Origin of the sequence: Streptomyces tanashiensis, from assembly GCF_014648895.1 — a bacterium.
Lineage (GTDB): Bacteria > Actinomycetota > Actinomycetes > Streptomycetales > Streptomycetaceae > Streptomyces > Streptomyces tanashiensis.
In genome coordinates this window covers 1089703-1114294 of record NZ_BMRZ01000001.1, presented here as the reverse complement: position 1 = coordinate 1114294, position 24592 = coordinate 1089703, and the positions used below count along the sequence as shown (strand labels likewise).

23 protein-coding genes are annotated in these 24592 nt (G+C 73.1%); 17 read left to right on the top strand and 6 right to left on the bottom strand.

Translation table 11 applies throughout. The annotated features are described in order from the left end of the window. The first annotated feature begins 160 nt into the window (after positions 1-160). From IE237_RS05085 to IE237_RS05065, 5 genes are read left to right on the top strand one after another with little or no spacing between them, the layout of a single operon-like run. Positions 161-952 carry a TIGR03084 family metal-binding protein gene (locus tag IE237_RS05085; RefSeq protein ID WP_189800536.1) on the top strand — a complete coding sequence of 264 codons (792 nt, stop codon included), beginning with the start codon at positions 161-163 and terminating at the stop codon, positions 950-952. Then, positions 949-2670, top strand: a complete 1722-nt coding sequence (locus IE237_RS05080) for an acyclic terpene utilization AtuA family protein (RefSeq protein ID WP_189800535.1) — start codon at positions 949-951, stop codon at positions 2668-2670. Before IE237_RS05085 ends, IE237_RS05080 begins: the two co-directional genes overlap by 4 nt. Next, complete coding sequence (locus IE237_RS05075) at positions 2667-4265, top strand: acyl-CoA carboxylase subunit beta (protein ID WP_189800534.1); 1599 nt, start codon at positions 2667-2669, stop codon at positions 4263-4265. The genes IE237_RS05080 and IE237_RS05075 overlap by 4 nt, the downstream gene beginning before the upstream one ends. 7 nt (positions 4266-4272) lie before the next feature. Next, entirely contained in the window at positions 4273-6159 is a 1887-nt protein-coding gene (locus IE237_RS05070) for an acetyl/propionyl/methylcrotonyl-CoA carboxylase subunit alpha (RefSeq protein WP_189800533.1), read from the top strand. Further along, positions 6156-7289 (top strand): acyl-CoA dehydrogenase family protein, encoded by a 1134-nt coding sequence (locus IE237_RS05065; RefSeq protein ID WP_189800532.1) that lies wholly within the window; start codon positions 6156-6158, stop codon positions 7287-7289. Before IE237_RS05070 ends, IE237_RS05065 begins: the two co-directional genes overlap by 4 nt. A gap of 21 nt (positions 7290-7310) precedes the next feature. On the opposite strand, the gene IE237_RS05060 is transcribed toward IE237_RS05065, so the two are convergent. After that, positions 7311-7838 (bottom strand): hypothetical protein, encoded by a 528-nt coding sequence (locus tag IE237_RS05060; RefSeq protein WP_189800531.1) that lies wholly within the window; start codon positions 7836-7838, stop codon positions 7311-7313. Between the two features lie 202 nt (positions 7839-8040). On the opposite strand from IE237_RS05060, the gene IE237_RS05055 reads away from it, so the two are divergent. The 3 genes from IE237_RS05055 to IE237_RS05045 are packed head-to-tail and all read left to right on the top strand — an operon-like array spanning position 8041 to position 10927. Beyond that, on the top strand, positions 8041-9615 hold the full coding sequence (locus IE237_RS05055) for an AMP-binding protein (protein ID WP_189800530.1): 1575 nt from the start codon (positions 8041-8043) through the stop codon (positions 9613-9615). Beyond that, positions 9612-10340, top strand: coding sequence for an enoyl-CoA hydratase family protein (locus tag IE237_RS05050; RefSeq protein ID WP_189800529.1), 729 nt, complete (start codon positions 9612-9614; stop codon positions 10338-10340). Before IE237_RS05055 ends, IE237_RS05050 begins: the two co-directional genes overlap by 4 nt. Beyond that, a complete protein-coding gene (locus IE237_RS05045; RefSeq protein ID WP_189800528.1) occupies positions 10328-10927 on the top strand; it encodes a TetR/AcrR family transcriptional regulator in 600 nt (199 codons plus the stop codon). Before IE237_RS05050 ends, IE237_RS05045 begins: the two co-directional genes overlap by 13 nt. Before the next feature lie 34 nt (positions 10928-10961). Here IE237_RS05045 and IE237_RS05040 read toward each other — a convergent pair whose 3' ends face one another. Then, a complete protein-coding gene (locus tag IE237_RS05040; protein WP_189800527.1) occupies positions 10962-11999 on the bottom strand; it encodes a M4 family metallopeptidase in 1038 nt (345 codons plus the stop codon). A gap of 120 nt (positions 12000-12119) precedes the next feature. Between IE237_RS05040 and IE237_RS41280 the strand changes: the two genes are divergently transcribed. Both IE237_RS41280 and IE237_RS05035 read left to right on the top strand, forming a co-directional pair. After that, positions 12120-12242, top strand: a complete 123-nt coding sequence (locus tag IE237_RS41280) for a hypothetical protein (RefSeq protein WP_267259004.1) — start codon at positions 12120-12122, stop codon at positions 12240-12242. Between the two features lie 124 nt (positions 12243-12366). Next, positions 12367-13407 carry an isopenicillin N synthase family dioxygenase gene (locus IE237_RS05035; RefSeq protein ID WP_189800526.1) on the top strand — a complete coding sequence of 347 codons (1041 nt, stop codon included), beginning with the start codon at positions 12367-12369 and terminating at the stop codon, positions 13405-13407. Positions 13408-13651: 244 nt separating this feature from the next. On the opposite strand, the gene IE237_RS05030 is transcribed toward IE237_RS05035, so the two are convergent. Continuing rightward, on the bottom strand, positions 13652-14752 hold the full coding sequence (locus tag IE237_RS05030; RefSeq protein WP_189800525.1) for a citrate synthase 2: 1101 nt from the start codon (positions 14750-14752) through the stop codon (positions 13652-13654). Positions 14753-14974: 222 nt separating this feature from the next. Between IE237_RS05030 and pdxH the strand changes: the two genes are divergently transcribed. Then, the gene (gene pdxH, locus IE237_RS05025; protein ID WP_229842293.1) at positions 14975-15604 is read left to right on the top strand and encodes a pyridoxamine 5'-phosphate oxidase; all 630 of its coding nucleotides are present in this window, start codon (positions 14975-14977) and stop codon (positions 15602-15604) included. A 339-nt stretch (positions 15605-15943) separates the two neighbouring features. Continuing rightward, positions 15944-17272 (top strand): PAS domain-containing protein, encoded by a 1329-nt coding sequence (locus tag IE237_RS05020; RefSeq protein WP_189800523.1) that lies wholly within the window; start codon positions 15944-15946, stop codon positions 17270-17272. A gap of 121 nt (positions 17273-17393) precedes the next feature. Here the strand turns inward: IE237_RS05020 and IE237_RS05015 are convergent, their stop codons facing one another. Beyond that, positions 17394-17744 (bottom strand): winged helix-turn-helix transcriptional regulator, encoded by a 351-nt coding sequence (locus IE237_RS05015; protein WP_189800522.1) that lies wholly within the window; start codon positions 17742-17744, stop codon positions 17394-17396. A 64-nt stretch (positions 17745-17808) separates the two neighbouring features. Between IE237_RS05015 and IE237_RS05010 the strand changes: the two genes are divergently transcribed. Further along, the gene (locus IE237_RS05010) at positions 17809-18696 is read left to right on the top strand and encodes an NAD(P)-dependent oxidoreductase (RefSeq protein ID WP_189800521.1); all 888 of its coding nucleotides are present in this window, start codon (positions 17809-17811) and stop codon (positions 18694-18696) included. A 100-nt stretch (positions 18697-18796) separates the two neighbouring features. Further along, a complete protein-coding gene (locus IE237_RS05005; protein ID WP_229842256.1) occupies positions 18797-19132 on the top strand; it encodes a hypothetical protein in 336 nt (111 codons plus the stop codon). Between the two features lie 29 nt (positions 19133-19161). On the opposite strand, the gene IE237_RS05000 is transcribed toward IE237_RS05005, so the two are convergent. After that, a complete protein-coding gene (locus IE237_RS05000; protein ID WP_189800520.1) occupies positions 19162-19917 on the bottom strand; it encodes an SIS domain-containing protein in 756 nt (251 codons plus the stop codon). A gap of 162 nt (positions 19918-20079) precedes the next feature. On the opposite strand from IE237_RS05000, the gene IE237_RS04995 reads away from it, so the two are divergent. The 3 genes from IE237_RS04995 to IE237_RS04985 all read left to right on the top strand — a co-directional run bounded on the left by IE237_RS04995 (position 20080) and on the right by IE237_RS04985 (position 23800). Beyond that, positions 20080-20769 (top strand): iron-dependent transcriptional repressor DtxR, encoded by a 690-nt coding sequence (locus IE237_RS04995; protein WP_053644941.1) that lies wholly within the window; start codon positions 20080-20082, stop codon positions 20767-20769. 739 nt (positions 20770-21508) lie between these two features. Continuing rightward, a complete protein-coding gene (locus IE237_RS04990; protein WP_189800519.1) occupies positions 21509-22498 on the top strand; it encodes an alpha/beta fold hydrolase in 990 nt (329 codons plus the stop codon). A gap of 84 nt (positions 22499-22582) precedes the next feature. Further along, positions 22583-23800, top strand: a complete 1218-nt coding sequence (locus IE237_RS04985; protein ID WP_189800518.1) for a peptidase inhibitor family I36 protein — start codon at positions 22583-22585, stop codon at positions 23798-23800. A gap of 69 nt (positions 23801-23869) precedes the next feature. On the opposite strand, the gene IE237_RS04980 is transcribed toward IE237_RS04985, so the two are convergent. Next, positions 23870-24448 (bottom strand): GNAT family N-acetyltransferase, encoded by a 579-nt coding sequence (locus tag IE237_RS04980; protein WP_189800517.1) that lies wholly within the window; start codon positions 24446-24448, stop codon positions 23870-23872. Between the last annotated feature and the right edge of the window lie 144 nt (positions 24449-24592).

Below are 24592 nucleotides of genomic sequence, written 5' to 3'. Positions count from 1 at the left end.
AGGGGGCATGCCACCGGCCCGCGCGTACCTCTCCGGGATGACGCTCCCGCCCCCACGACAGGGCCAGAAAGTAAAGCAAGCACGCTTGATTGTTTCTTGTCCCGCTGGCATGCTCCTCGGCGAAGGCCCGTGACCGCCCGTCCCCCGAGGGGAGCGCACCGTGTCCGACCCCGTCGTCGTCCTCGACGACCTGCGCGACGAGAGCGAAGAACTCGACTCTCTCGTCGGAGAGTTGAGCGAGGAGCAGTGGGGTGCGCCCACCCCCGCGCCCGGCTGGACGATCGCCCACCAGATCGCCCACCTCGCCTGGACCGACCGGGCCGCCCTCCTCGCCGCCACCGACGCCGAGGCCTTCGCCGCCGAGACCGAGAAGGCCCTCGCCGCCCCCGACCGCTTCGTCGACGAGGGCGCGGAGGAGGGCGCGAAGCTGCCGCCCGCCGAGCTCCTCGCCCACTGGCGCGCGGGCCGCGAGCGGCTCCAGGAGGCCCTGCGCGCGGTGCCGCCCGGGGTCAGGTTCCCCTGGTACGGGCCGCCGATGAGCGCCCAGGCCATGGCCACCGCCCGGCTCATGGAGACCTGGGCGCACGGCCAGGACGTCGCCGACGCCCTCGGGGCGGTCCGCACGCCCACCGCCCGGCTCCGGCACGTCGCCTGGATCGGCCACCGGGCCCGCGACTACGCCTTCCTCGTCCGGGGCCTTCCGGCGCCCGCCGAACCCTTCCGCGTCGAACTGACCGCCCCCGACGGCGCGTCGTGGACGTACGGCCCCGAGGAAGCCGCCCAGAAGGTCACCGGACCGGCCCTCGACTTCTGCCTCCTCGTCACCCAGCGCCTCCACCGCGACGACACCGCCCTGGTCGCCGAGGGCGAGGACGCCGAGCGCTGGCTCGGCATCGCCCAGGCCTTCGCGGGCCCGGCGGGTGCGGGCCGCGCCCCCGAGGGGGACCGGTGACCCTCCGCATCGGCAACGCCTCCGGCTTCTACGGCGACCGCTTCGACGCCGTCCGCGAGATGCTCACCGGCGGCGAACTCGACGTCCTCACCGGCGACTACCTCGCCGAGCTGACCATGCTCATCCTCGGCCGCGACCAGCTCAAGGACCCCTCCGCCGGATACGCCAGGACCTTCCTGCGCCAGATGGAGGAAGGCCTCGGCCTCGCCCACGAGCGCGGGGTCCGGATCGTCACCAACGCGGGCGGGCTGAACCCCGCCGGACTCGCCGACGCCCTGCGCGCCCTCGCCGCGAAGCTCGGCCTGCCGACCCGGATCGCCCACGTCGAGGGCGACCGGCTGCCCGCCCGGGACGGCGCCCTCGCCGTCAACGCCTACCTCGGCGGCGCCGGCATCGCCGCCTGCCTCGCGGCCGGGGCCGACGTCGTCGTCACCGGCCGGGTCACCGACGCCGCGCTCGTCACCGGGCCCGCGCAGTGGCACTTCGGCTGGGGCCCGGAGGCGTACGACGAGCTGGCCGGCGCGGTCGTCGCCGGGCACGTCCTGGAGTGCGGCACCCAGGCCACCGGAGGCAACTACGCCTTCTTCCGGGGCCATGACGTGCGCCGCCCCGGCTTCCCGGTCGCCGAACTCCACGCCGACGGCAGCGCGGTCATCACCAAGCACCCCGGCACCGGCGGCCTCGTCGACACCGGCACGGTCACCGCCCAGCTCCTCTACGAGACGGCCGGCGCCCGTTACGCCGGCCCCGACGTGACCGCCCGCCTCGACACCGTCCGGCTCGTCCAGGAGGGCCCCGACCGGGTGCGGATCGAGGGCGTGCGGGGAGAGGCCCCGCCCCCCACGCTCAAGGCCGGCCTCAGCAGGCTCGGCGGCTTCCGCAACGAGGTCGTCTTCGTCCTCACGGGCCTCGACATCGAGGCCAAGGCGGACCTCCTCCGGGAGCAGGTCCACGACGCCCTCGTGAAGAACCCGCCCGCCGAGGTCCGCTGGGAACTCGCCCGCACCGACCGCCCCGACGCCCCCACCGAGGAGACCGCCAGCGCCCTGCTCCGGCTCGTCGTCCGCGACCGGGACCCCGAGAAGGTCGGCCGCACCGTCACCGGGGCCGCCGTCGAACTGGCCCTCGCGAGCTACCCCGGCTTCCACGTCACCGCCCCGCCCGGCAAGGGCGCCCCCTACGGGGTCTTCGAGACCGCGTACGTCCCGGCCGCCGAGGTCCCGCACACGGCGGTCCTCCCCGACGGGACCCGGCAGGAGCTCCCCGTACCCCCGAAGACCCTCGGCCTGGCACCCGTACCCGACCCGGAGCTTCCGCCGCCGCCCCCCGAGGGGCCCACCCGGAGGATGCCCCTCGGCCGGATCGCCGGGGCCCGCAGCGGCGACAAGGGCGGCGACGCCAACGTCGGCGTCTGGGTCCGCACGGACGAGGAGTGGCGCTGGCTGGCCCACACCCTCACCGTGGGGAGGTTCAGGGAACTCCTGCCGGAGACGGCGGACCTGACCGTCACCCGGCACCTCCTCCCGAACCTCCGCGCCGTGAACTTCACGATCGCCGGGATCCTCGGCGAGGGCGTCGCCTCCCAGGCCCGCTTCGACCCCCAGGCCAAGGCCCTCGGCGAATGGCTCCGCTCCCGCCACGTGGACGTACCGGAGGCCCTGCTGACCGGCGCCCCGGCCGCCACCCTCCCGACCGACGCCCCGGAGGAACTCCCGTGACCGTCCTCGCCTCCGCCCTCGACACCGGCGGACCCGACTACGCCTCCCACCGCTCGGCCATGCTGGAGAAGCTCGCCGCCCTCGACGCCGAGCACACCAAGGCCCTCGCCGGCGGCGGCGAGAAGTACACGACCCGGCACCGGGCGCGCGGCAAGCTCCTCGCCCGCGAGCGCATCGAACTGCTCGTCGACCCCGACAGCCCCTTCCTGGAGCTGTCGCCGCTCGCCGCCTGGGGCAGCGACTACACCGTGGGCGCCTCGCTCGTCACCGGCATCGGCGTCGTCGAGGGCGTGGAGTGCCTCATCACCGCCAACGACCCGACCGTGCGCGGCGGCGCCTCCAACCCGTGGACGCTGAAGAAGGCCCTGCGGGCCAACGAGATCGCGTACGCCAACCGGCTGCCCGTCATCTCGCTCGTCGAGTCCGGCGGCGCCGACCTGCCCTCCCAGAAGGAGATCTTCATCCCGGGCGGGGCGCTCTTCCGCGACCTCACCCGCCTGTCCGCCGCCGGCATCCCGACCGTCGCCGTCGTCTTCGGGAACTCGACGGCGGGCGGCGCCTACGTCCCCGGCATGTCCGACCACGCCGTGATGATCAGGGAGCGGTCGAAGGTCTTCCTCGGCGGCCCGCCGCTGGTGAAGATGGCGACGGGCGAGGAGAGCGACGACGAGTCCCTCGGCGGCGCCGAGATGCACGCGCGCACCAGCGGGCTCGCCGACCACTACGCCGTCGACGAGGCCGACGCGATCCGCCAGGCCCGCCGGATCGTCGCCCGCCTCAACCACCGCAAGGCCCACCCCGACCCGGCGTCCGCCGAGCCCCCGAAGTACGACCCGGAGGAACTGCTCGGGATCGTCCCCGGCGACCTCAAGACCCCCTTCGACCCGCGCGAGGTGATCGCCCGGATCGTCGACGGCTCGGACTTCGACGAGTTCAAGCCGCTCTACGGGACCTCGCTCACCACGGGCTGGGCGCGCCTGCACGGCTATCCGGTCGGCATCCTCGCCAACGCGCAGGGCGTCCTCTTCTCCGCCGAGTCGCAGAAGGCCGCCCAGTTCATCCAGCTCGCCAACCAGCGCGACATCCCGCTCGTCTTCCTCCACAACACCACCGGCTACATGGTCGGCAAGGAGTACGAGCAGGGCGGCATCATCAAGCACGGCGCGATGATGATCAACGCGGTGTCGAACTCGAAGGTCCCCCACCTCTCCGTCCTCATGGGGGCGTCGTACGGCGCCGGGCACTACGGCATGTGCGGCAGGGCCTACGACCCGCGCTTCCTCTTCGCCTGGCCGAGCGCCAAGTCGGCCGTCATGGGCCCGCAGCAGCTCGCCGGAGTGCTCTCCATCGTGGCGCGCGCGTCGGCCGCCGCGAAGGGACAGCCCTACGACGACGAGGCCGACGCCGGTCTCCGGGCGCTCGTCGAGGCGCAGATCGAGTCCGAATCGCTGCCGATGTTCCTGTCCGGCCGGCTCTACGACGACGGGGTCATCGACCCCCGCGACACCCGCACGGTCCTCGGACTGTGCCTCTCCGCGATCCACACGGCACCGGTCGAGGGCGCGCGCGGCGGCTTCGGCGTCTTCCGAATGTGAGGCACTGATGATTTCGACCGTACTGGTCGCGAACCGCGGCGAGATCGCCTGCCGGGTCTTCCGCACCTGCCGCGAACTGGGCATCTCCACCGTCGCCGTGTACTCCGACGCCGATGCCGGCGCGCTGCACGTCCGGGAGGCCGACGCCGCCGTACGGCTGCCGGGGGCCGCGCCCTCGGAGACGTACCTGCGCGGCGACCTGGTGGTGAAGGCGGCGCTCGCGGCGGGCGCCGACGCCGTCCACCCCGGCTACGGCTTCCTCTCCGAGAACGCCGACTTCGCGCGCGCCGTCACCGACGCGGGCCTGCTCTGGATCGGCCCGCCGCCTGCGGCGATCGAGGCGATGGCGTCGAAGACCCGCGCCAAGGAACTCCTCGGGATCGCGCCCCTCACCGACGTCACCGAGGCGGACCTGCCCGTCCTGGTGAAGGCGGCGGCGGGCGGCGGCGGCCGGGGCATGCGGATCGTACGGGAACTGGCCGCCCTGGACGGCGAGTTGCGGGCGGCTTCGGCGGAGGCGGCGAGCGCCTTCGGGGACGGCGAGGTGTTCGTCGAGCCGTACGTGGAGAACGGCCGCCACGTCGAGGTCCAGCTCCTCTGCGACACCCACGGCACCGTCTGGGCGCTCGGCACCCGCGACTGCTCCCTGCAGCGCCGGCACCAGAAGGTCATCGAGGAGGCCCCCGCGCCCGGCCTGCCCGCCGCCCTGGAGGACTCCCTCCTGGACACGGCCGTCCGGGCCGCGAAGGCCGTCGGCTACGTCGGCGCGGGCACCGTCGAGTTCCTGGTCGCCGACGGGCGGGCGCACTTCCTGGAGATGAACACCCGCCTCCAGGTCGAGCACCCGGTCACCGAGGAGGTGTACGGCGTCGACCTCGTCGCGCTCCAGCTCGCCGTCGCCGAGGGCCGGGCCCTGCCACCCGAGCCCCCCGCCCCCCGCGGCCACGCGATCGAGGCCCGGCTCTACGCCGAGGACCCGGCGCGGGACTGGGCCCCGCAGACGGGCGTCCTGCACCGCTTCGAGGTCGCCGGGGACGTGCGCGTGGACACCGGATACGCCTCCGGGGACACGATCGGCGTCCACTACGACCCGATGCTCGCGAAGGTGATCGTCCACGCCGAGACCCGCGAGGCGGCCCTCCGCAAGCTCGCCCACGCCCTGGAGCGGGCCGTCGTCCACGGGCCCGTCACCAACCGGGACCTGCTGGTCGCGTCCCTGAAGCACCCCGAGTACGCCGGGACGGAAGCCCTCGACACGGGCTTCTACGACCGCAACCTGACCGTCCTCACCACCCCGCCGCCGGGCGAGGAGTACGCGGCGGCGGCCGCCGCCGTCGCCCGGGCCTCCCGCGGCACGAGCCGGTTCGGCGGCGGCTGGCGCAACCTGCGCTCGCAGGACGAGACGAGGACGTACGGCGACCACGAGATCCGCTACCGGCCCACCAGGGACGGCGGATACGAGATCACGTCCCCGGAGGGCGTACGGGTCGTGGCGGCGACGCCCGGCCGCGTCAGCCTGGAAGTGGCCGGCGTGGTGCGGCACTTCGAGGTCACCGCGTACGAGGACACCGTCCACGTGGGACGCCACCGCCTCACCGCCCGCCCCCGCTTCACCGACCCCGCCGACCAGCGGGAGCCCGGCTCCCTGCTCGCTCCGATGCCCGGCACCGTCGTCCGGGTCGCGGACGGCCTCGCCGTCGGCGACCGGGTCGCCGCCGGGCAGCCGCTCCTCTGGCTGGAGGCCATGAAGATGGAGCACCGCGTCATCGCCCCCGCCTCCGGCACGCTCACCGCGCTCCACGCCGCCCCCGGCCGCCAGGTCGAGGTCGGAGCCCTGCTCGCCGTCGTACAGGAACACGCCTCGACCGAAGCACAGGAGGAAGTCCCCGCATGAGCACCCTCATCGAGACCGAAGAGCTCACCGCACTCCGCGCCGCCGTCTCCGCGCTCGGCCACCGCCACGGCCCCGGCTTCGACCGGGCGGAACTGTGGGCCGAGGCCGGCAAGCTCGGCTACCTCGGCGTGAACCTCCCCGAGGAGTACGGCGGCGGGGGCGGCGGCATGGCCGAGCTGTCGATCGTCCTGGAGGAGGCGGGCGCGGCCGGCGCGCCGCTCCTCATGATGGTCGTCTCGCCCGCGATCTGCGGCACGGTCATCGCCCGCTTCGGCACCGAGGAGCAGAAGCGGTCCTGGCTCCCGGGCCTCGCGGACGGCACGAGGACGATGGCGTTCGGGATCACGGAGCCCGACGCCGGCTCCAACTCGCACCGCATCACGACCACGGCCACGCGCACCGAGGAGGGCTGGGTCCTCAACGGCCGGAAGGTCTTCGTCTCGGGCGTGGACATCGCGGACGCGACCCTGATCGTCGGCCGCACCTCCGACGCCCGCACGGGCAGCCTCAAGCCCTGCCTCTTCATCGTCCCGCGCGACACCCCCGGCTTCGGGCGCCGGCACATCGAGATGGAACTCGACGCGAACGAGAAGCAGTTCGAGCTGACCCTCGACGACGTGCACCTCCCCTTCGAGGCACTGGTGGGCGACGAGGACGCGGGCCTCCTGCAGCTCTTCGCGGGCCTCAACCCCGAGCGGATCATGACGGCGGCCTTCGCGATCGGCATGGGCCGGTACGCCCTCGCGCAGGCGGTGAAGTACGCGAAGGAGCGCCAGGTCTGGAAGGCCCCGATCGGCGCCCACCAGGCCATCGCGCACCCGCTCGCCCAGGCGCACATCGAACTCGAACTGGCCCGGCTGATGATGGCGAAGGCCGCGCACCTCTACGACGCGGGCGACGACGTGGGCGCCGGCGAGGCAGCGAACATGGCGAAGTACGCGGCGGCGGAGGCCTGCGTGAGGGCGGTCGACGCCTCCGTCCACACCCTGGGCGGCAACGGCCTCACCCGCGAGTTCGGCCTCGCCCGCCTGATCACGGCGGCCCGCGTGGCCCGGATCGCCCCGGTCAGCCGGGAGATGATCCTGAACTACATCTCCCACCAGACCCTGGGCCTGCCCAAGTCGTACTGACGGACCGGTCCGGGGCGGACGTCAGCGGGGGAGCGGCGCGGGACGGGCCATTTCCCCGCTGACCAGGAGAAGCGCCGTCATGCCGGCCAGCATGGCACCGGGGATCGCCAGCGAGCCCCGCTGGTCGATCTCCGTCAGCTCCGCGTACTCCTGCCGGCTGACCTCGACCGTGCCCCGGCGCCCGGGGGACGTCTCGTACGCGTAGTAGCGACCCTCCCGGACGTCGGGGGACTGCCGGCTGCTGCCGGTGACCGCGTTGCCGTAGGCGGTCACGGCTGCCGTGACGATCAGGAGGCCGACGGCCAGCTGGACCCGGCCCGGCAGGCGCAGGAAGGCCGGCCACTGCTCGCTGCGTTCGGCGCCCGCCCGGACTCCCTCGACGATGGTCCAGACCGTGAGCGGGAACACCGAGGCGAAGGCGATGCTCATCAGGATGGTGGACGAGGGCAGCGGAAGCCGCCCCGGCAGCAGTGTCAGTGCGGCCGTGAGGACCATCAGCGTGCTCAGCCCGCCGCTGAGCGCGGCAAGAACCTTGAACCTCGTTCTCATCGCGGCAGCGTGGCAGCCGCGCCGGCCTGCGAGCAGTGCCCGTTTCCGGCAGTGTCCGCCCGCTTCCGACTGCCCGGGAAGGGGCGCCCCCAAATCATGCATGCGTGCTTGATTGTTCTCCGGGGTACTGACAAGGTCTCCCCAAGTTCCGCCCGCAGCAGCGATCCTGGCGATCACCTTCCACCTCCCCAGGGGGCAACGCATGGTGTTCCACAGCGCGTACGAGCCCGTTCCCACCGTCTCCCTCCCCATCCACGACGCCGTCCTCGGGCGCGCCGCCGAGTGGGGTGACACGCCCGCCCTGATCGACGGGGCCGGGGAGCTCAGCCTCACGTACGGGCAGGTCGACGCGTTCCACCGGCGGGTCGCCGCCGGGCTCGCCGAGGCCGGGGTGCGCAAGGGGGACGTGCTCGCCCTGCACAGCCCCAACACCGTCCTGTTCCCCGTCGCGTTCTACGCCGCCACGCGCGCGGGCGCCTCCGTCACCACCGTGCACCCGCTCGCGACACCCGAGGAGTTCGCCAAGCAGCTGAGGGACTCCTCCGCGCGGTGGATCGTGACCGTGTCCCCGCTGCTCGCCTCCGCCCGCGCGGCCGCCGAGCTCGCCGGCGGGATCGAGGAGATCTTCGTCTGCGACCGGACGGAGCAGGGGGACGCGCGCTCGCTCCAGGACTTCCTCGGCTCCACCGCGCCCGTACCCGAGACCGGCGTCGACCCCGACCAGGACGTCGCCGCCCTCCCGTACTCCTCCGGCACCACCGGCGTCCCCAAGGGCGTGATGCTCACCCACGCCTCGATCGCCACCAACCTCGCCCAGCTGGAGCCGGTCATCCCCATGGGCCCGGGCGACCGCATCCTGGCCGTGCTCCCGTTCTTCCACATCTACGGGCTCACCGCCCTCATGAACGCCCCCCTCCGCTCCGGCGCCACCGTCGTCGTCCTGCCCCGCTTCGACCTCGACACCTTCCTCGGCGCCATCCAGACCCACCGCATCAACGGCCTGTACGTGGCCCCGCCGATCGTGCTCGCCCTCGCCAAGCACCCGGCCGTCGCCGACTACGACCTGTCCTCCCTGGAGTACATCGTCAGCGCCGCCGCCCCGCTCGACGCCGCCCTCGCCGAAGCCTGCTCGGCCCGGCTCGGCCTCCCGCCGGTCAGCCAGGCGTACGGCATGACCGAGCTGTCGCCCGGCACCCACGTCGTCCCCCTCGACGCCCCGGCACCCCCGCCCGGCACCGTCGGCAGGCTGCTGCCCTCGACCGAGATGCGGATCCTCTCCCTCGACGACCCCGCGAAGGACGCCGCACCCGGCGAGGAGGGCGAGATCGCCATCCGCGGCCCGCAGGTCATGAAGGGCTACCTGGGCCGCCCCGACGCCACCGCCGCCATGATCGACGCCGACGGCTGGGTGCACACCGGCGACATCGGCCGCGTCGACGAGGACGGCTGGCTCTTCGTCGTCGACCGCGTCAAGGAACTCATCAAGTACAAGGGCTTCCAGGTCGCCCCCGCCGAACTCGAAGCGCTCCTCCTCACCCACGACGGCATCGCCGACGCCGCCGTCATCGGCGTCACCGACGCGGACGGCACCGAGATCCCCAAGGCCTTCGTCGTCCGTCAGCCCGCCGCGCCCGGCCTCACCGCGGACGAGGTCATCGCGCACGTCGCCGCGCGGGTCTCCCCGTACAAGAAGGTCCGCAGCGTGGAGTTCATCGACACCGTCCCCCGGGCAGCGTCCGGGAAGATCCTCCGAAGGGAACTGAGGAACCGCGCATGACCCTCGTCGACGTCACCGAGGAGCGGGGCATCACCACCCTCGCCCTGAACTCCCCGGCCACCCGCAACGCGCTCTCCGCGCCGCTCGTCACCGAGCTCGCCGACGCGCTCACCGCCTGCGGCAAGGACCCGGCGGTCCGGGCGGTCGTCCTCACCCACACCGGCTCCACGTTCAGCGCCGGCGCCGACCTGAAGGCCCCGCCCAGCCCGTACGCCTTCGTGGACCTGCTCCGCCAGGTCGTCGAGCTGCCGAAACCGGTCGTCGCGCACGTCACCGCCGGCAGCCACACCCGGGCCGGCGGCCTCGGCCTGCTCGGCGCCGCCGACCTCGTGGTCGCGGGGGAGGGGGCGGACTTCGCCCTCACCGAGGTACGGATCGGGGTCGCGCCCGCCGTCATCTCCCTCACCCTCCTGCCGAGGCTCGAACCCCGCGCGGCAGCCCGGCACTATCTGACCGGCGAGCGGTTCGGCGTCCCCGAGGCCGTCGCCATGGGCCTCGTGACGGCCGGCGACGAGGAGCTCCCCGGCATCCTCGACTCCCTCCGCGCCGCCTCCCCGCAGGGCCTGCGGGAGGCGAAACGACTGGTCACCGCTAGAGTCCTGGAGACCTTCGAACGCGACGCGGAGGACCTCGTGCAGAGGTCGGCCACGCTCTTCGCCTCCGCCGAGGCGCGCGAGGGGATGACGGCCTTCCTCGAACGACGGGACCCCGCATGGCGGCTCTGACCGCACCCAAGCCGGACCGGAACCCCAAGCAGGACCGGAGCCGCGCCACCCGGCAGCGGCTCCTGGAGGCCGCCGTGTCCTGTCTGGCCGAGCACGGCTGGGCGGGCTCCACGGTCGCGGCCGTCGCCGAACGGGCCGGTGTCTCCCGGGGCGCCGCCCAGCACCACTTCCCCACCCGCGAGGACCTGTTCACGGCCGCCGTCGAATACGTCGCCGAAGAGCGCTCGCAGGCCCTCCGCGCGGTCCGCACGGACGACCGCGAACAGGCCGTCGCCGCCCTCGTCGGCCTCTACACCGGGCCGCTCTTCCGAGCCGCGCTCCACCTGTGGGTCGCCGCCTCCGGCGAGGACCAGCTCCGCGACCGGGTCACGGAGCTGGAGGCCCGCGTCGGGCGCGAGTCCCACCGCATCGCCGTCGAGGTCCTGGGCGCCGACGAGTCCCGCCCCGGCGTCCGCGAGACCGTCCAGGGCCTCCTGGACATGGCCCGCGGCCTGGGCCTCGCCACCCTCCTGACGGACGACCGCGCCCGCCGGGAACGGGTGGTGGCCCAGTGGGCGCGGCTGGTGAACGAGGCGCTGACCGACTAGCGGGTGTCTTGCCGATCAGGCCGGGCTCGCGGGCCTAGACCCCCGGGATCGCGCGCGCCCGGAAGGCGTCGCGCACGGCCGTCGCGGCCTGCGTCCCGTACATCTTCTGCGCCGTCGCGACCGTCGTCAGGGCCGCGTCCTGGAAGCTGGTGTCGGCGGCGAAGCCGAACTGCGCGTTCACGATGATCCGGTCGGCGGTGCGGGCACCCAGCCTGTTCCGGATGTCGAAGAGCGCGCGGGACCAGATCTCGCCGTCGGCGTGGACCTCGCCCTCGCGGTCCGCGTAGGTCTTGGTCCCGTCGATCCGGCGAAGGCAGTGCGGGGCCGCGCTGTAGCCGGTGGAGTCCCAGTCGCCGACGCAGGCCAGGTCGGCCTTCATCGGCCAGCCGTACTTCGTGACCGCGTTCGCGCCGACCTCCACGGCCAGGTAGTCGCCGAAGGCCTCGCCGATCGCGCCCGCCTCCGGGGAGCTGCCGAAGCCCGGAACCTGGGCGTTGTGCACCGCGTGACCGTACTCGTGGACGATCACCTCGGCGTCCTCGGCGTCGTCCACACCGCCCTTGCCGAAGCGGATCTCGGCCTTCTTGTCGGTGAAGAAGGAGTTGTCGGCGCCCCACTGGTTGAGGCGGACCGGCTGCACCCGGTCGTTCGCCCCGCGCAGCTCGCTGCCGAAGCCGAGGCCCTGGAGGTACTCCTGTGCCTCGTTGACCCAGAAGTACGCCATGACCTGCTCGAACTCGTCGTCATGGCGGTCGAACGAGGCGGCGTCGGCGGCCTTCGCCGGGTTCCCGGTCTCCGAACGGACGGCCACCCACCTGCCGGACAGGGCGCCGCTCGCGTCGAGGTTGCGCAGCGCGACGGTGGCGTACGCGGAGGCGGGGACGTCGCTCGCCGCGTCCTTGTGGTCGGCGAGCGACTGGTCGCCCGAGGACTGGACCGGGTTCACCATGAAGACACGGGCCTGAGCCGGCGCGGCGGCGGAGGCTCCCGCGGACGGGAGCAGTGCCGCGGTGGCGGTGGCCACGGTGACGGCGGCCGCGGCGACCAGGCCACGAGAGGTGCGGCGGGTCATGGACATCCTCCTGCGATGGGATGCTGCGACGGGAAGCCTGGCGTGTACTCGCCATGCGTGGCGGCGATCTTCGCGTACACGCGCCACTTTGAACAGACTTTGAGCCATCACGGCCGGGACGTGACGCGCACCACAGTCGCCCCGACCCTCCCGCAGTACGCTGACTGCATGCTCCTGCTCGTACGCCGTCGCCACGTGGACTTCGTCCGCGTCACGAGCATGGGCTGTCGCCGCTCCGCCTGACCTTCCGGGGTACCACTCCACACCCCTTCGGTCCCTCGTCCGAGCCCCAGCCGACCGGCACCCGTGGCCCCCGCCCCACCCTTGGCGGCCGCCCCGGGCACCCGTACACCCCGCGGATGCATACATGACGAACAGCTCGTACCCCTCGCAGCTCCCGATCGTCGATCTCTCGGCGGCAGACCGAGATCCCCAGGCCAGGAAGCTGCTGCACGCGCAGCTCCACTCGGCCGCCCACGACGTGGGCTTCTTCCAGCTCATCGGGCACGGGATCACCGAGACCGAGACGCGGGCCCTCACCTCCGCCATGCACGCGTTCTTCGCCCTGCCCGAGGCCGACCGGCTCGCCCTCGACAACATCAACTCGCCGCACTTCCGCGGCTACACGCGCATCGGCGACGAGCGCACCGCCGGCGCCCGCGACTGGCGCGACCAGCTCGACATCGGCGCCGAGCGCCCCGCGCGCGACCCCGCGCCCTGGGAGCCCCCGTACTGGTGGCTCGAAGGCCCCAACCAGTGGCCCGCCGCCCTCCCCGAGCTCCGCACGGCCGCCCTCCACTGGATCGACCGCCTCAGCGGCGTCGCCGAGCGCCTCCTCCACGAGCTGCTCGCCTCCATCGGCGCGCCCGCGGACTTCTACGACGACATCTTCGGCCCGCGCGCCCACCCGCACCTCAAGCTGGTGCGCTACCCGGGCAGCAGCGGCGAGGGCGACGACCAGGGCGTCGGCGCGCACAAGGACTACGGCTTCCTCACCCTGCTGCTCCAGGACCAGGTCGGCGGACTCCAGGTGCAGCGCGAGGACGGGAACTTCCACGACGTGCCGCCGCTGCCGGGCGCCTTCGTCGTCAACCTGGGCGAGCTCCTGGAGGTCGCCACCAACGGCTACCTGATCGCGACGAACCACCGCGTGGTCTCGCCGCCCGGGGCGACGGAACGATTCTCCGTGCCGTTCTTCTACAACCCGCGCCTGGACGCCCGGATCGCGCCGCTGGAGTTCCCCTTCGCGGACCGCGCCCCCGGCGTCACGGCCGACCCGGCGAACCCGCTGTTCGCCGAGTACGGCCGCAACGAACTCAAGGGCAAGCTCCGCGCCCACCCGCTGACCACGGCCCGCCACCACGCGGACCTCCTGCTCGCGCAGGACCAGTCGGCGCAGCTGGTCTAGGACGCGCCCTTCCGGGCCGTGCGGGACTGAGGGCCGTGCGGGCTCGCGGGGCTGAGGAGGGGCCGGGCCCGACGGCCCTGAGGACCATGTCGGGCTCGCGGGCCTGAGGACGGACGGTGCGGGGCCGGTGGGCCTGGCGGGGCTGTGCGGGCTCGCCAGGTACCACCGGCTCCTGCTCCGGCTCCTGCTCCGGCCGTCGGTTGCCGACCGTCGGTTGCCGACCGTCGTCCGTCGGTCGCCGGATCTAGCCGGCGATGTCCTCGTAACCCTCGATCTCGCGCGGGTTCCGCTGACCGGGACCCGTGTAGCGGGCCGACGGGCGCACGAGCCGCCCGGTGCGCTTCTGCTCCAGGATGTGCGCGGACCAGCCGGCCGTACGCGCGCACGTGAACATCGACGTGAACATGTGCGCCGGGACCTCGGCGAAGTCCAGCACGATCGCCGCCCAGAACTCGACGTTCGTCGCGAGGACCCGGTCGGGGCGGCGGTTGTGCAGCTCCTCCAGGGCGGCCTTCTCCAGCGCCTCGGCGACCTCGAAGCGCGGCGCGGCCAGCTCCTTCGCCGTACGGCGGAGCACGCGGGCGCGGGGGTCCTCGGCGCGGTAGACGCGGTGGCCGAAGCCCATGAGGCGCTCGCCCTTGTCGAGGGCCTGCTTCACGTACGCGGTGGCGTCACCGGTCCGCTCGATCTCCTCGATCATGCCGAGGACGCGGGACGGCGCGCCGCCGTGCAGCGGGCCGGACATGGCGCCGACGGCACCGGAGAGGGAGGCGGCCACGTCGGCGCCGGTGGAGGCGATCACGCGGGCGGTGAACGTGGACGCGTTCATGCCGTGCTCGGCGGCGGAGGTCCAGTAGGCGTCGACGGCCTTGACGTGCTTCGGGTCGGGCTCGCCGCGCCAGCGGATCATGAAGCGCTCGACGACCGACTCGGCCTTGTCGATCTCGCTCTGCGGGACCATGGGGAGGCCCTGGCCGCGCGCGGACTGCGCGACGTACGAGAGGGCCATGACGGCCGCGCGGGCGAGGTCGTCGCGGGCCTGCTCGGCGGAGATGTCGAGAAGCGGCTTGAGGCCCCACACGGGCGCGAGCATCGCGAGCGCGGACTGCACGTCGACCCGGATGTCACCGGAGTGGACGGGGATCGGGAAGGGCTCGGCGGCCGGCAGGCCCGGGTTGAACGCGCCGTCGACGAGCAGCCCCCAGACGTTCCCGAAGGAGACGTGACCGACGAGGTCCTCGATGTCGACCCCGCGGTAGCGGAGGGCGCCGCCCTCCTTGTCGGGTTCGGCGATCTCCGTCTCGAACGCGACGACTCCCTCGAGCCCGGGTACGAAGTCGGACATCAGGCGGCTCCTCTATCGATGATCGATCAACCGTGTTGGTCGATGGTGGGGAATCAACAGTCATCCAGCCGAAGAGTCTGTACGGTTCCGATGATGCGGGGAAGCGTGACATCCGGCACACTCCGCCGATTCGGCGAGAGAGGATTAGCGCCCCGTGGTGCCGGGCAGACTGGGGCGCTGCGGCAGGATGGCCCTGTGACCGACGCCCTGGATCCCGCCGACATGCGCGAGCAGTACCGCACCACGGAGCTCTCCGCGGCCGACCTCGCGCCCGAACCGATCGGCCAGTTCGCCCGCTGGTTCAAGGAGACCGCCGCGAACCCGGCGATCCACGAGCCCAACGCGATGATCGTCTCCACCGCGACCCCCGAAGGCCGCCCGTCCTCCCGGACGGTCCTCCTGAAGCACTACGACGAGGCCGGCTTCGTCTTCTTCACCAACTACGAGTCCCGCAAGGGCAAGGAGCTCGCGGCCAACCCGTACGCCTCGCTGCTCTTCCCCTGGCATCCGCTGGCGCGCCAGGTCATCGTCACCGGCCGCGCGGTCCACATCGGCCGCGACGAGACGGTCGCCTACTTCCGCACCCGCCCGCACGGCTCCCAGCTCGGCGCCTGGGCGAGCCCGCAGTCCCAGGTCATCGCCTCCCGCGCGGACCTGCTCGCCCGCTACGAGGACCTGGCCGCCCGCTACCCGGAACCCGGACAGGTCCCCGTCCCCCCGGAGTGGGGCGGTGTCCGCGTCGTCCCCGAGGCGGTCGAGTTCTGGCAGGGCCACGAGAACCGCCTCCACGACCGCCTCCGCTACGTCCACGAGGCCCCCGGGACCTGGCGGGTGGAGCGACTGGCACCCTGACCGGGGCCGGAAACGCAGACGACCCGTGGGTCTTGGCACCGTCCGCCTAGGTTCGGACGGAGCCTGCCGGCCGGACTGCCGGCGACTCACGGGTCGGGTGACTGCGTTGGTGTTCGGCAGAAGGCCTGCCGAGGTGCACAGAGTGCGACTGGCAGGCCTTAGCCCGCAGTCACCTCACGAGTCCGAAAAGAAACCATTTTTTCGGATCACCTCCTTTCGCGTGTACCCACACCCTAGGAAGCGTCCGCGCGCGCCTCAACCCATTTATTCAATTCGCGGAACAGGGGTGTGCTCTGTGTCACGTTCCAGTTGAATGGTCGCAGCATGGGGGGTGCCTGGATGAGTGCATTCACGGGGGCCACGAGCGATGCCGTGTCCGTCCCGGGGGCGGGGGCCGATCTGTTGGCCGCGTTGCTCGACGGGATGGACGCCGCGCTCTGCGCGTTCGACGCCGACGGGACGGTCACGCACTGGAACCGGGAGGCCGAGCGGATTCTCGGCTGGTCCGCCGGGGAGGCGGTCGGGCGGCGCGGGTTCGAGGGCTGGGCGGCGCGGAGCGCGGACGCCGAGGAGACCCTGGGCCGGCTGATGGGGGCCATGAAGGGCCCCGGCCGTCAGGTCCACGAGTTCGTGCTGCTCCGCAAGGACGGCGGGCGGGTCCTCGTGCGGAGCCAGGCCGCGGGCGTGCGCGGCGCGGACGGTGGCCCCGCGGGGGTGTACTGCGCGTTCAGCGAGGTCCACGTCCAGCTCGATCTGGAGCGTTCCGTCGCCCTGAGCGAGGCGCTCTTCGACGACGCCTCCTGGGGCGTCGTCCTCGTCGACGCCGATCTGCGCCCCGCCATGGTCAACGCGCACGCGGCCCGGGCCTTCGGGACCGGGCGCACGGCCCTGCTCGGGCGGCCGCTCGGTGACGTCGTCACGCACGGCGCCGAGGAGCTGGAGGCGGCCCTCCAGCACGTCCTGGCGGAGGGTACGCCGCCCGCGCCGGCCGAGGTCTGGGTGACGCTCGGGACGGCCTCGGAGGAGCGGCGCCGGTGCTGGCGCAGCGGCTTCCTGCTGCTGTCGTCGCCGATGGCGGAGCAGCCCGTGCCGCTGGGCGTGGCCTGGCTGTTCCAGGACGTCACGGAGGAGCGGCTCGCGGCGCGCGAGGCGGACCGGCTGCGGTTCCGGTGGAGTCAGCTGCACCGGGCGGGCGCGGCGGTCGCGGAGTGCGAGGATCCGGCGGAGGCGGCGGCGGTGCTGCTCGACTTCTCCCTGGCCGGGTTCGCCGACCACGCCCTGGTGGACCGTCCGGCGGGCGAGCGGCGTCTCACGCGGGCCCTGGCCACCCCGGCGGGCGCCGCCCCCGGCCCGTCGTCGCCCGTGGTGGGCGGCGGCATCCCGCTGCGGTACGGGCCGAGGCATCCGGCGCTCCAGGCCTGGGACCGGGTGGGCACGGTGCGGGCGAGCGCGGGCCGGACCGCCGAGGTGTGGGCGGAGGCCCACCAGTGGCCGGGGGACGCGGCCCACGCGCTGTGCGTGGTCCTGCGCTCCCGGGGCCGGACCCTGGGCGTCCTGACGTTCCTGCGGGCCGCCTGCCGCCGGCCGTTCGAGCGCGAGGACGTGGTGTACGCGGAGGCGGTGGCGGCCCGGGTGGCGGCGTCCCTGGACCTGGCCGACCAGGAGTAGCGGGAGGGTCCCCGGGGGCGGGGGTCTCTCCGTACACCCACTTTTTTGTGGGTACTTGTCGGGGTCCGGCGCCCGGGAGAACCTGGTGGTGGCCCGGGACGGAGAGGGGAGCGACAGGGCCTCAGGAGGCGGCCCGCGCCTCCGCCAGCCGGTCCAGCCGGCGATGGCCCCAGTCCGACAACGGGCCGAGCAGTCCGGAGAGTTCGCGACCGAATTCCGTCAGCGAGTAGACGGTCTTCGGCGGCAGCACGTCGTGCACCTCGCGGTGCACGAGACCGTCCGTCTCCATCTCCCGCAGCGCCTGGGTCAGCACCTTCTCGCTGATCTCGGGGACCCTGCGGCGCAGTTCGCCGGGACGGTGCGGGCCGGATTCCAGCAGCCACAGCAGCGACGTCTTCCATTTGCCGTCGATCACGGCGATCGCGGCCGTGACGCCGCAGACGTTCGTGTCCTGGGCCCGGAGGCGTGTCATGCGCGTCCCTCTCCTTCTTCCTCAGTCGTCTCTGTGTCTCACGTATGTACAAGGGAGTTCCGTCATGTCCTCTTCCGACGAGCAGTTTTCGGTCACCGTTCTCGGTCTCGGTCCGATGGGCCGGGCGCTGGCCGGCGCGTTCCTGGACGCCGGGGTGCGCACCACGGTGTGGAACCGCACCCCGGGCAGGGAGAGTGACCTCGCCGCGCGGGGCGCGGTCCTGGCCGCGAGCGCCGAGGAGGCGGTCGCCGCGAGCGCGCTCACGGTGATCTGCCTGGTCAACTACGACGCCACGGATTCGGTGCTGCGGCAGTCGGCCGTCACGGACGCGCTCAAGGGCCGGACCGTGGTGAATCTCAGCGCCGACACCCCGGAGCGTGCCCGGGACACCGGCCGCTGGGCGGCGGAGCACGGCGTCGGCTACCTGGACGGCGCGATCATGACGCCGACGCCGACGATCGGGACGCCGGCCGGGGTGTTCCTGCACAGCGGCCCGGAGCCGCTGTACGGCGAGCACCGGGGGGTGCTCGACGCCCTGGGCGGTACGCACACGCACCTCGGTGAGGACATCGGCAGGGCCGCGGCGTACGACGTCGCGCTGCTCGACATCTTCTGGACGTCGATGGCGGGGTACGTGCACGCCCTCGCGGTGGCCCGCGCGGAAGGCATCTCGGCGCGGGAGCTCGCGCCGTTCGCCCAGGGCATCGGGGCGATCCTGCCGCCGCTGTTCCAGGAGTGGGCGGAGGACGTGGACGGCGGCTCGTACTCGGGCGAGGGCAATCCGCTGACCTCGGCCGTGTCGACGATGGCCCATGTGGTGCACACCGCGGAGGCGCACGGCATCGACGCGAGCGTCATGCGGGCGGCCGAGGCCCTGGCGCTCCGGGCGGTGGACCGGGGCCACGGCGCGGACGGCTTCACGAGCGTCACCCAGGTCCTGGACCGCGGCTGACGGGCAGCGGAGGGGGGTGAATCCTGCCGGGATCCGGCATGGACGGCCTCCGGAGCGCGGGGCGACGATGGGCTCAGTTCCAAGAGCCGTGGGGGGCGTCATGCTGGTGTGGGTGGTGGGAGCGGGGATGCTCCTGGGGGTGCTGTCGATCGCGCTGGGCGTGGTGACGTTCCGTACGGGGTGGGTCCCGCCCTGGTCGCGGCGGCACGTCACGAGGCCCCGGCTGCTGGGCACCGGGGCCGTGCTGACGGGCCTGGGTGTCTTCCTGCCGGGTCTGGTGTACTTCGGCGTCGTGCCGGACCCCTCCTGGGAGGTCCGGTTCTTCGGCCAGAACGCGCTCGTGCTCGGCGGCCTCGTCTGCATCGGGGCGAGCCAGCTGATGGCCCCGCCGCGCGGGAGGGACCCGCACGGGAAGGCCCCGCGCCCGGCGGCGTAGCCGGACCGGTCCGGCCCAGCCGGACCGGCCTAGTGCCGGAAGAAGATCCGGTCGGCGTACTCGGTCATCACGCGCCCGTTCCACTCGTGTCCGCCGTCGACGTTGCCGGAGCGCAGCAGCGGCGGCTCGATGCCGAGGCGTACGAGCTCCTCGGCGGCGGCGGCCATCGTGGCCTGCATGAGGGCGCTGGTGACGACGGTGGAGGCGGGCGCGAAGGGCGCCTCGATGCCCTCGTGGGTGAGTTCCGCGTCCCCGATGGCGATCTTCGAGTCGAGGACGATGTCGCAGTGGTCCTTGAGGTACGTCCCCGAGACGTGCCGTGACTTCGTCTCCGTCGCGTACGCCACCGAGGTGACGCCGATGACGGTGAGGCCGAGCGCGCGGGCGTTCATGGCCATCTCCACGGGCAGGGCGTTGCGCCCGGAGAGGGAGATGATGATCAGGACGTCGCCGGCCTTGGCGGGGGACGAGTCGAGGACGGCGCCGGCGAGGCCGTCGACGCGTTCCAGGGCGGAGCCGAGGGTGGCGGGCATGACGTCGACGCCGACGACGCCGGGGACGGCGAGCAGGTTCATCAGGGCGAGGCCGCCGGCCCGGTAGACGACGTCCTGGGCGGCGAGGGAGGAGTGTCCGGCGCCGAAGGCGAAGAGGCGGTTGCCGTTCGCGACGGCTCCGGCGATCGCGGCTCCGGCGGCGGCGATCTCGGCGGAGTCCCCGTCGCGCACCTGCTGGAGCAGGCCGATCGCGGCGTCGAAGAACTGTCCGGCCAGCTTGCTCTCGCCCATCGCGGCGGCTCCTTCTCGTCGTGGCTGTCGCCGAGGTCGCGGATCACGGTGCGGTCTGGACCATTGCTCTGTCAATACCGCCTCACCCCGGCGAGGCCCGGTTGTCGGTCCGATGCGTCAGAATTGGGGCAGGGCCAGCGCACGACTCATCGAGGGGCACGTATGTCCGGACTGATCGACACAACGGAGATGTATCTCCGCACCATCCTCGAGCTGGAGGAAGAAGGTGTGGTCCCCATGCGTGCCCGGATCGCCGAGCGGCTCGACCAGAGCGGCCCGACGGTGAGCCAGACGGTGGCGCGCATGGAGCGCGACGGCCTGGTGGCCGTGGCGAGCGACCGGCACCTGGAGCTCACGGACGAGGGCCGCCGCCTGGCCACCCGGGTGATGCGCAAGCACCGTCTCGCCGAGTGTCTGCTCGTGGACGTGATCGGCCTGGAGTGGGAGCAGGTCCACGCCGAGGCGTGCCGCTGGGAGCACGTGATGAGCGAGGCCGTGGAGCGGCGGGTTCTGGAGCTGCTGCGTCACCCGACGGAGTCGCCGTACGGGAACCCGATCCCGGGCCTGGAGGAGCTGGGCGAGAAGGCGGAGGCCGAGGCGTTCCTGGACGACTCGATGGTGTCGCTCGCCGATCTGGACGCGAGCGGCGGCAAGACGGTGGTCGTGCGTCGGATCGGCGAGCCGATCCAGACGGACGCCCAGCTGATGTACACGCTGCGGAGGGCGGGCGTGCAGCCCGGCTCCGTGGTGTCGGTGTCGGAGTCGCCGGGCGGTGTCCTGGTGGGCAGCAGCGGCGAGGCCGCGGAGCTGGACGCGGAGGTCGCGGCGCACGTGTTCGTCGCGAAGCGCTGAGGCCGGCAGGCAGGTGAGGGAGGGGCCGCCCGGGCGGCCCCTCCTTCGCGTACCGCTGTCAGAGGTACGGCGCCAGGACGCCCCACAGGCCGAGTGCGAGCAGGCCGAGGGCGGCGAGGGCGCCGAAGTGGTACTGCGCGACCACGAAGGAGGCCCGTCACACCGCCGTGTGCGGTGGTGGTCCACCAGACGTAGCCGGTGTACGCGGCGGGGAAGCCGACGCTCCAGCCGAGCACCGACCACCAGGGAACCGCTCCCGGATCGTCCTCGACGGTGACCAGAGAGCTGCCTCGTTGACCCGTGCGAGCGTGATCCGGTTGTGCGGATCCGGGTCACGAAGCCGCATCGGATCGGCCTCGGTGGCCCAACGACCTGTCGTGCGCCCCGTTTTACGCCGGAATCGCCACGCCCGCGCCCTCGCCGTGCCACGCTGGTGGGGGCCGGGTGCGGAGGGGGGTGGGGTCATGAGGGCCATGGACGACAGAGGGCCCCGGCGCCTTCCGGCGCCGGGGCCTGTCCTCCCCTGTGCTGACCTGGAGCCCCGAGCTCTCAAGGTCATTCCCCTCGGACCCCTTTTCCCCGAGTGGTCCGCCTCCCGCTCAAGATCTCCCCTCGGCAGCGCGCGTCAATCCTTGAGCCCTGTCACTCGAACGAGGGGTGTTGTGTGGCAGGAGCGCATTTTCGAATGCGAGTTCGATAGTCTGGCGAGGTTCGACGGAAAAGAGGGGGTGCCGGATCCATGGCGCGACGACTCGACGTCACCGGGGCCGACGGCGTCCGGCTGGCTGCCTGGGACCACACGGCCCCGGACCACGCGGCCGGACCCGCCGGGCCCGGAATCGTCCCGCAGCCCGGCCCGGACAGCGCCGCGCGCCCCGGCGGCCGGCCCGTCCCCCGCCCCGCACGAGCCCCGCAGCTCCCCCCGGCCCCGCAGGCGGCCGGGTCACGCTCGCAGGCTCCCGTCCCCGGGGTGTTACTCCTCCACGGCCTGATGGGTCACGCGGGCCACTGGGCCCCCGCCGTCCGCCGCCTCACCGGCGGCCACCGGGTCGTCGCCCTCGACCAGCGCGGCCACGGCGCGAGCGAGAAGCCCGTGGCCGGCCCCTTCACCCGCGAGGCGTACGTGGCGGACGCCGCCGCCGTCGTCGAGCAGCTCGGCCTCGGCCCCGTCACCCTCGTCGGCCACTCCATGGGCGCCCTGACCGCCTGGCAGCTGGCCGCCGAGCGCCCCGACCTCGTCCGCGCCCTCGTCATCTGCGACATGCGGGCCTCGGCCCTCGGCGCGGCCTCGCAGCGCGCCTGGCAGGACTGGTTCCGCCGCTGGCCCGCGCCCTTCCCGTCGCTGGAGGCCGTCCACCGCTGGTTCGGCGACGAGGACCCCTGGGTGGAGACCCCGAACCCGGCGCGGGGCGCGTTCTTCGCCGAGGTGATGGCCGAGCACCGCGAAGGCTGGCGTCCGGTCTTCGAGCCGGAGCAGATGCTGACCTCCCGCGAGACCTGGGTCCACGACGCCCACTGGGACTCCCTCGCCCAGGTCCGCTGCCCCACCCTCGTCGTCCGCGGCCTCGACGGCGAACTGGGCCGGGCGGAGGCCCAGGAGATGGTCAGGGTCCTGCCCCACGGGGCGTACGCGGAGATCCCCGACGCGGGCCACCTCCTCCACTACACCCACCCGGAGGCCTGGGCCGAGGCCGTCGAGCCCTTCCTGAACGGGGTGCTCACCCCCTGACGGCGTCCCCCGGAATCCGGCACTGTACGGTCCCTCCCACGGCGCGTCGAGCAGCACGCCTCCGCGCCGGTGGGAGGGAGAACGATGCGCAATTCCATGCTGCGGCGCCTGGCCACGGTGGCCACGACGCTGGGGCTCACCTCGCTCGGCCTGTTCGGCGCGGGCGCGGTACCGGCGCAGGCCGCGATCCGCGACTGCCCGTCCGGCTACTTCTGTGCCTGGAAGTCCGACAACGGCACCGGCACGATGTACAAGACGAACGTGAACCGGGCGACGCTCGGGACGTGGGACAACACGTTCAAGTCGGTCGTCAACCACACGAACAAGTACGCCTGCCTGTACGACGCCCCGAACTACGACGTCGACGGCGGCACCTCCATCTGGGGCCCGGACCCGGCGGGCACCGAGTGGGGCTACTCGTGGAGCAGCGTCAGCTCGGTGAAGTTCGTCCCGACCGAGCGCGAGTGCGTCCTTCCGCCCTACCCGGCGTGGGCCGCGTACACCGCGCCCAAGGCGGCGGGCTTCGGCGACATGAACGCCGACAGGAAGTCGGACGTCATCGTCCGCGACGAGGCCGGCCGCCTCTGGTTCCTGCCCGGTGACAACACCGGCCGCCTGGTCGGCACCGGTGGCTGGAACGCCATGAGCACCCTCACCCGGCACGGTGACTTCAGCGGTGACGGCCGCGAGGACGTCATCGCCCGCGAGGCGTCCACGGGCAAGCTGTGGCTCTACCCGGGCACCGGTACGGGAGCCCTCGGCAGCCGCAGGCTGATCGGCTCCGGCGGCTGGAACGCCATGAACCACGTGACCGCCTTCGGCAACCTGGCCGGCGACGGCCGCTCGGACCTCCTCGCCGTCGAGAGGTCCACGGGCAAGCTGTGGCTGTACCCGGGCACGGCCACCGGACTCGGTGCCCGCAAGCTCATCGGCAGCGGCGGCTGGAACACCATGAACGCGCTGGTCGGACCCGGTGACATGAACGGCGACAACCGGCCCGACCTGATCGCCCGCGAAGCCGCCACCGGCAAGCTCTGGTTCTACCCGGGCACCGCCACCGGCGGCGTCGGCGCGCGCGTGCTGATCGGCTCCGGCGGCTGGAACGCCATGGCCTCGTTCCTCCCCCTCGGAGACCTTGACGCCGACGGCCGGAACGACCTCGCGACCCTCTCCCACAGCAGTTACGTCGGCGAGGGATGCCGGGGCGTGGGCTGCCTCGTCCTCTACTCCGGAAAGGGCACGGGCGGGCTGTACCCGGGCGCCCCCGAGGACGAGAACTGGATGGACCTGAACGCGTTCTGACCCTTGAGCGGTTGGGTGAGCGCCGACTTCTCCAGCACGAAGGTGACCAGAGGCGCGGGCTTGCGGAAGTCAGGAGGGCCGAGCCGCCGGCTTCCGCAGCCGCCAGATCCGGTCCTCGCCCGTCTCCGCCGGGGCGGTCGGCTCGTGGGGGCGGCGGAGGTCGCCGTCGAAGCCGAGGCGGGCGGGGACGCCGGCGCTCGCGTGGTTGGCCGCGTCGTGGACGATCTCGACGGTCGTCACGCCGGGCAGGCGGAAGGCCTGCTCGACCAGGGCGCGGGCGGCGCGCGTGGCGAGGCCCCGGCCGGTGGCCGACGGGTGCAGCCAGTAGCCGATCTCGATCGCGCCGTCCGGGGTGTCGTCGAGCCGGTGCAGTCCGCAGGAGCCCACGATGGCCCCGTCGAGCACGATCGCGTAGCTGTACTGCTCCCCGCGCGCCCACAGCTCCGCCCTGCCGCCCAGGAACGCGGCCGTCTCCCCGTGGCCGTGCCGGGCGACCCACGGCATCCACGGGCCCAGGTGCTCCACGGACTCGTCGATCACCCGGAAGAACTCCGGGAGGTCCTCCTCGCCCTCGAAGGCGCGGAGCGTGAGCCCGTCGGGGAGTTCGATGCGGGTGTCGGGGCCCTGCTCGGGCGGTGAGAGGTCCATGCGGTGAGGATCGTGGGGCCCGGTCACCGGGGCAACGGGATTTCCACGGGCCCGGCGCGGTCGCCCCCGCCGGCTCGTGGTCGGCGTTCCGGTGTTCTCCCTGCGTAGGCTCCAAGCCGGTCGGCCGATCGGAGGAGAGGCATC

What these genes read in the sequence shown, in the direction of transcription:
- IE237_RS05070 (WP_189800533.1), top strand. Translation starts at nt 4,273, where the DNA reads ATGATTTCGACCGTACTGGTCGCGAACCGCGGCGAGATCGCCTGCCGG.
- IE237_RS05065 (WP_189800532.1), top strand. Translation starts at nt 6,156, where the DNA reads ATGAGCACCCTCATCGAGACCGAAGAGCTCACCGCACTCCGCGCCGCC.
- IE237_RS05060 (WP_189800531.1), bottom strand. Translation starts at nt 7,838, where the DNA reads ATGAGAACGAGGTTCAAGGTTCTTGCCGCGCTCAGCGGCGGGCTGAGC.
- IE237_RS05055 (WP_189800530.1), top strand. Translation starts at nt 8,041, where the DNA reads ATGGTGTTCCACAGCGCGTACGAGCCCGTTCCCACCGTCTCCCTCCCC.
- IE237_RS05050 (WP_189800529.1), top strand. Translation starts at nt 9,612, where the DNA reads ATGACCCTCGTCGACGTCACCGAGGAGCGGGGCATCACCACCCTCGCC.
- IE237_RS05045 (WP_189800528.1), top strand. Translation starts at nt 10,328, where the DNA reads ATGGCGGCTCTGACCGCACCCAAGCCGGACCGGAACCCCAAGCAGGAC.
- IE237_RS05040 (WP_189800527.1), bottom strand. Translation starts at nt 11,999, where the DNA reads ATGACCCGCCGCACCTCTCGTGGCCTGGTCGCCGCGGCCGCCGTCACC.
- IE237_RS05035 (WP_189800526.1), top strand. Translation starts at nt 12,367, where the DNA reads ATGACGAACAGCTCGTACCCCTCGCAGCTCCCGATCGTCGATCTCTCG.
- IE237_RS05030 (WP_189800525.1), bottom strand. Translation starts at nt 14,752, where the DNA reads ATGTCCGACTTCGTACCCGGGCTCGAGGGAGTCGTCGCGTTCGAGACG.
- pdxH (WP_229842293.1), top strand. Translation starts at nt 14,975, where the DNA reads ATGCGCGAGCAGTACCGCACCACGGAGCTCTCCGCGGCCGACCTCGCG.
- IE237_RS05020 (WP_189800523.1), top strand. Translation starts at nt 15,944, where the DNA reads ATGAGTGCATTCACGGGGGCCACGAGCGATGCCGTGTCCGTCCCGGGG.
- IE237_RS05015 (WP_189800522.1), bottom strand. Translation starts at nt 17,744, where the DNA reads ATGACACGCCTCCGGGCCCAGGACACGAACGTCTGCGGCGTCACGGCC.
- IE237_RS05010 (WP_189800521.1), top strand. Translation starts at nt 17,809, where the DNA reads ATGTCCTCTTCCGACGAGCAGTTTTCGGTCACCGTTCTCGGTCTCGGT.
- IE237_RS05005 (WP_229842256.1), top strand. Translation starts at nt 18,797, where the DNA reads ATGCTGGTGTGGGTGGTGGGAGCGGGGATGCTCCTGGGGGTGCTGTCG.
- IE237_RS05000 (WP_189800520.1), bottom strand. Translation starts at nt 19,917, where the DNA reads ATGGGCGAGAGCAAGCTGGCCGGACAGTTCTTCGACGCCGCGATCGGC.
- IE237_RS04995 (WP_053644941.1), top strand. Translation starts at nt 20,080, where the DNA reads ATGTCCGGACTGATCGACACAACGGAGATGTATCTCCGCACCATCCTC.
- IE237_RS04990 (WP_189800519.1), top strand. Translation starts at nt 21,509, where the DNA reads ATGGCGCGACGACTCGACGTCACCGGGGCCGACGGCGTCCGGCTGGCT.
- IE237_RS04985 (WP_189800518.1), top strand. Translation starts at nt 22,583, where the DNA reads ATGCGCAATTCCATGCTGCGGCGCCTGGCCACGGTGGCCACGACGCTG.
- IE237_RS04980 (WP_189800517.1), bottom strand. Translation starts at nt 24,448, where the DNA reads ATGGACCTCTCACCGCCCGAGCAGGGCCCCGACACCCGCATCGAACTC.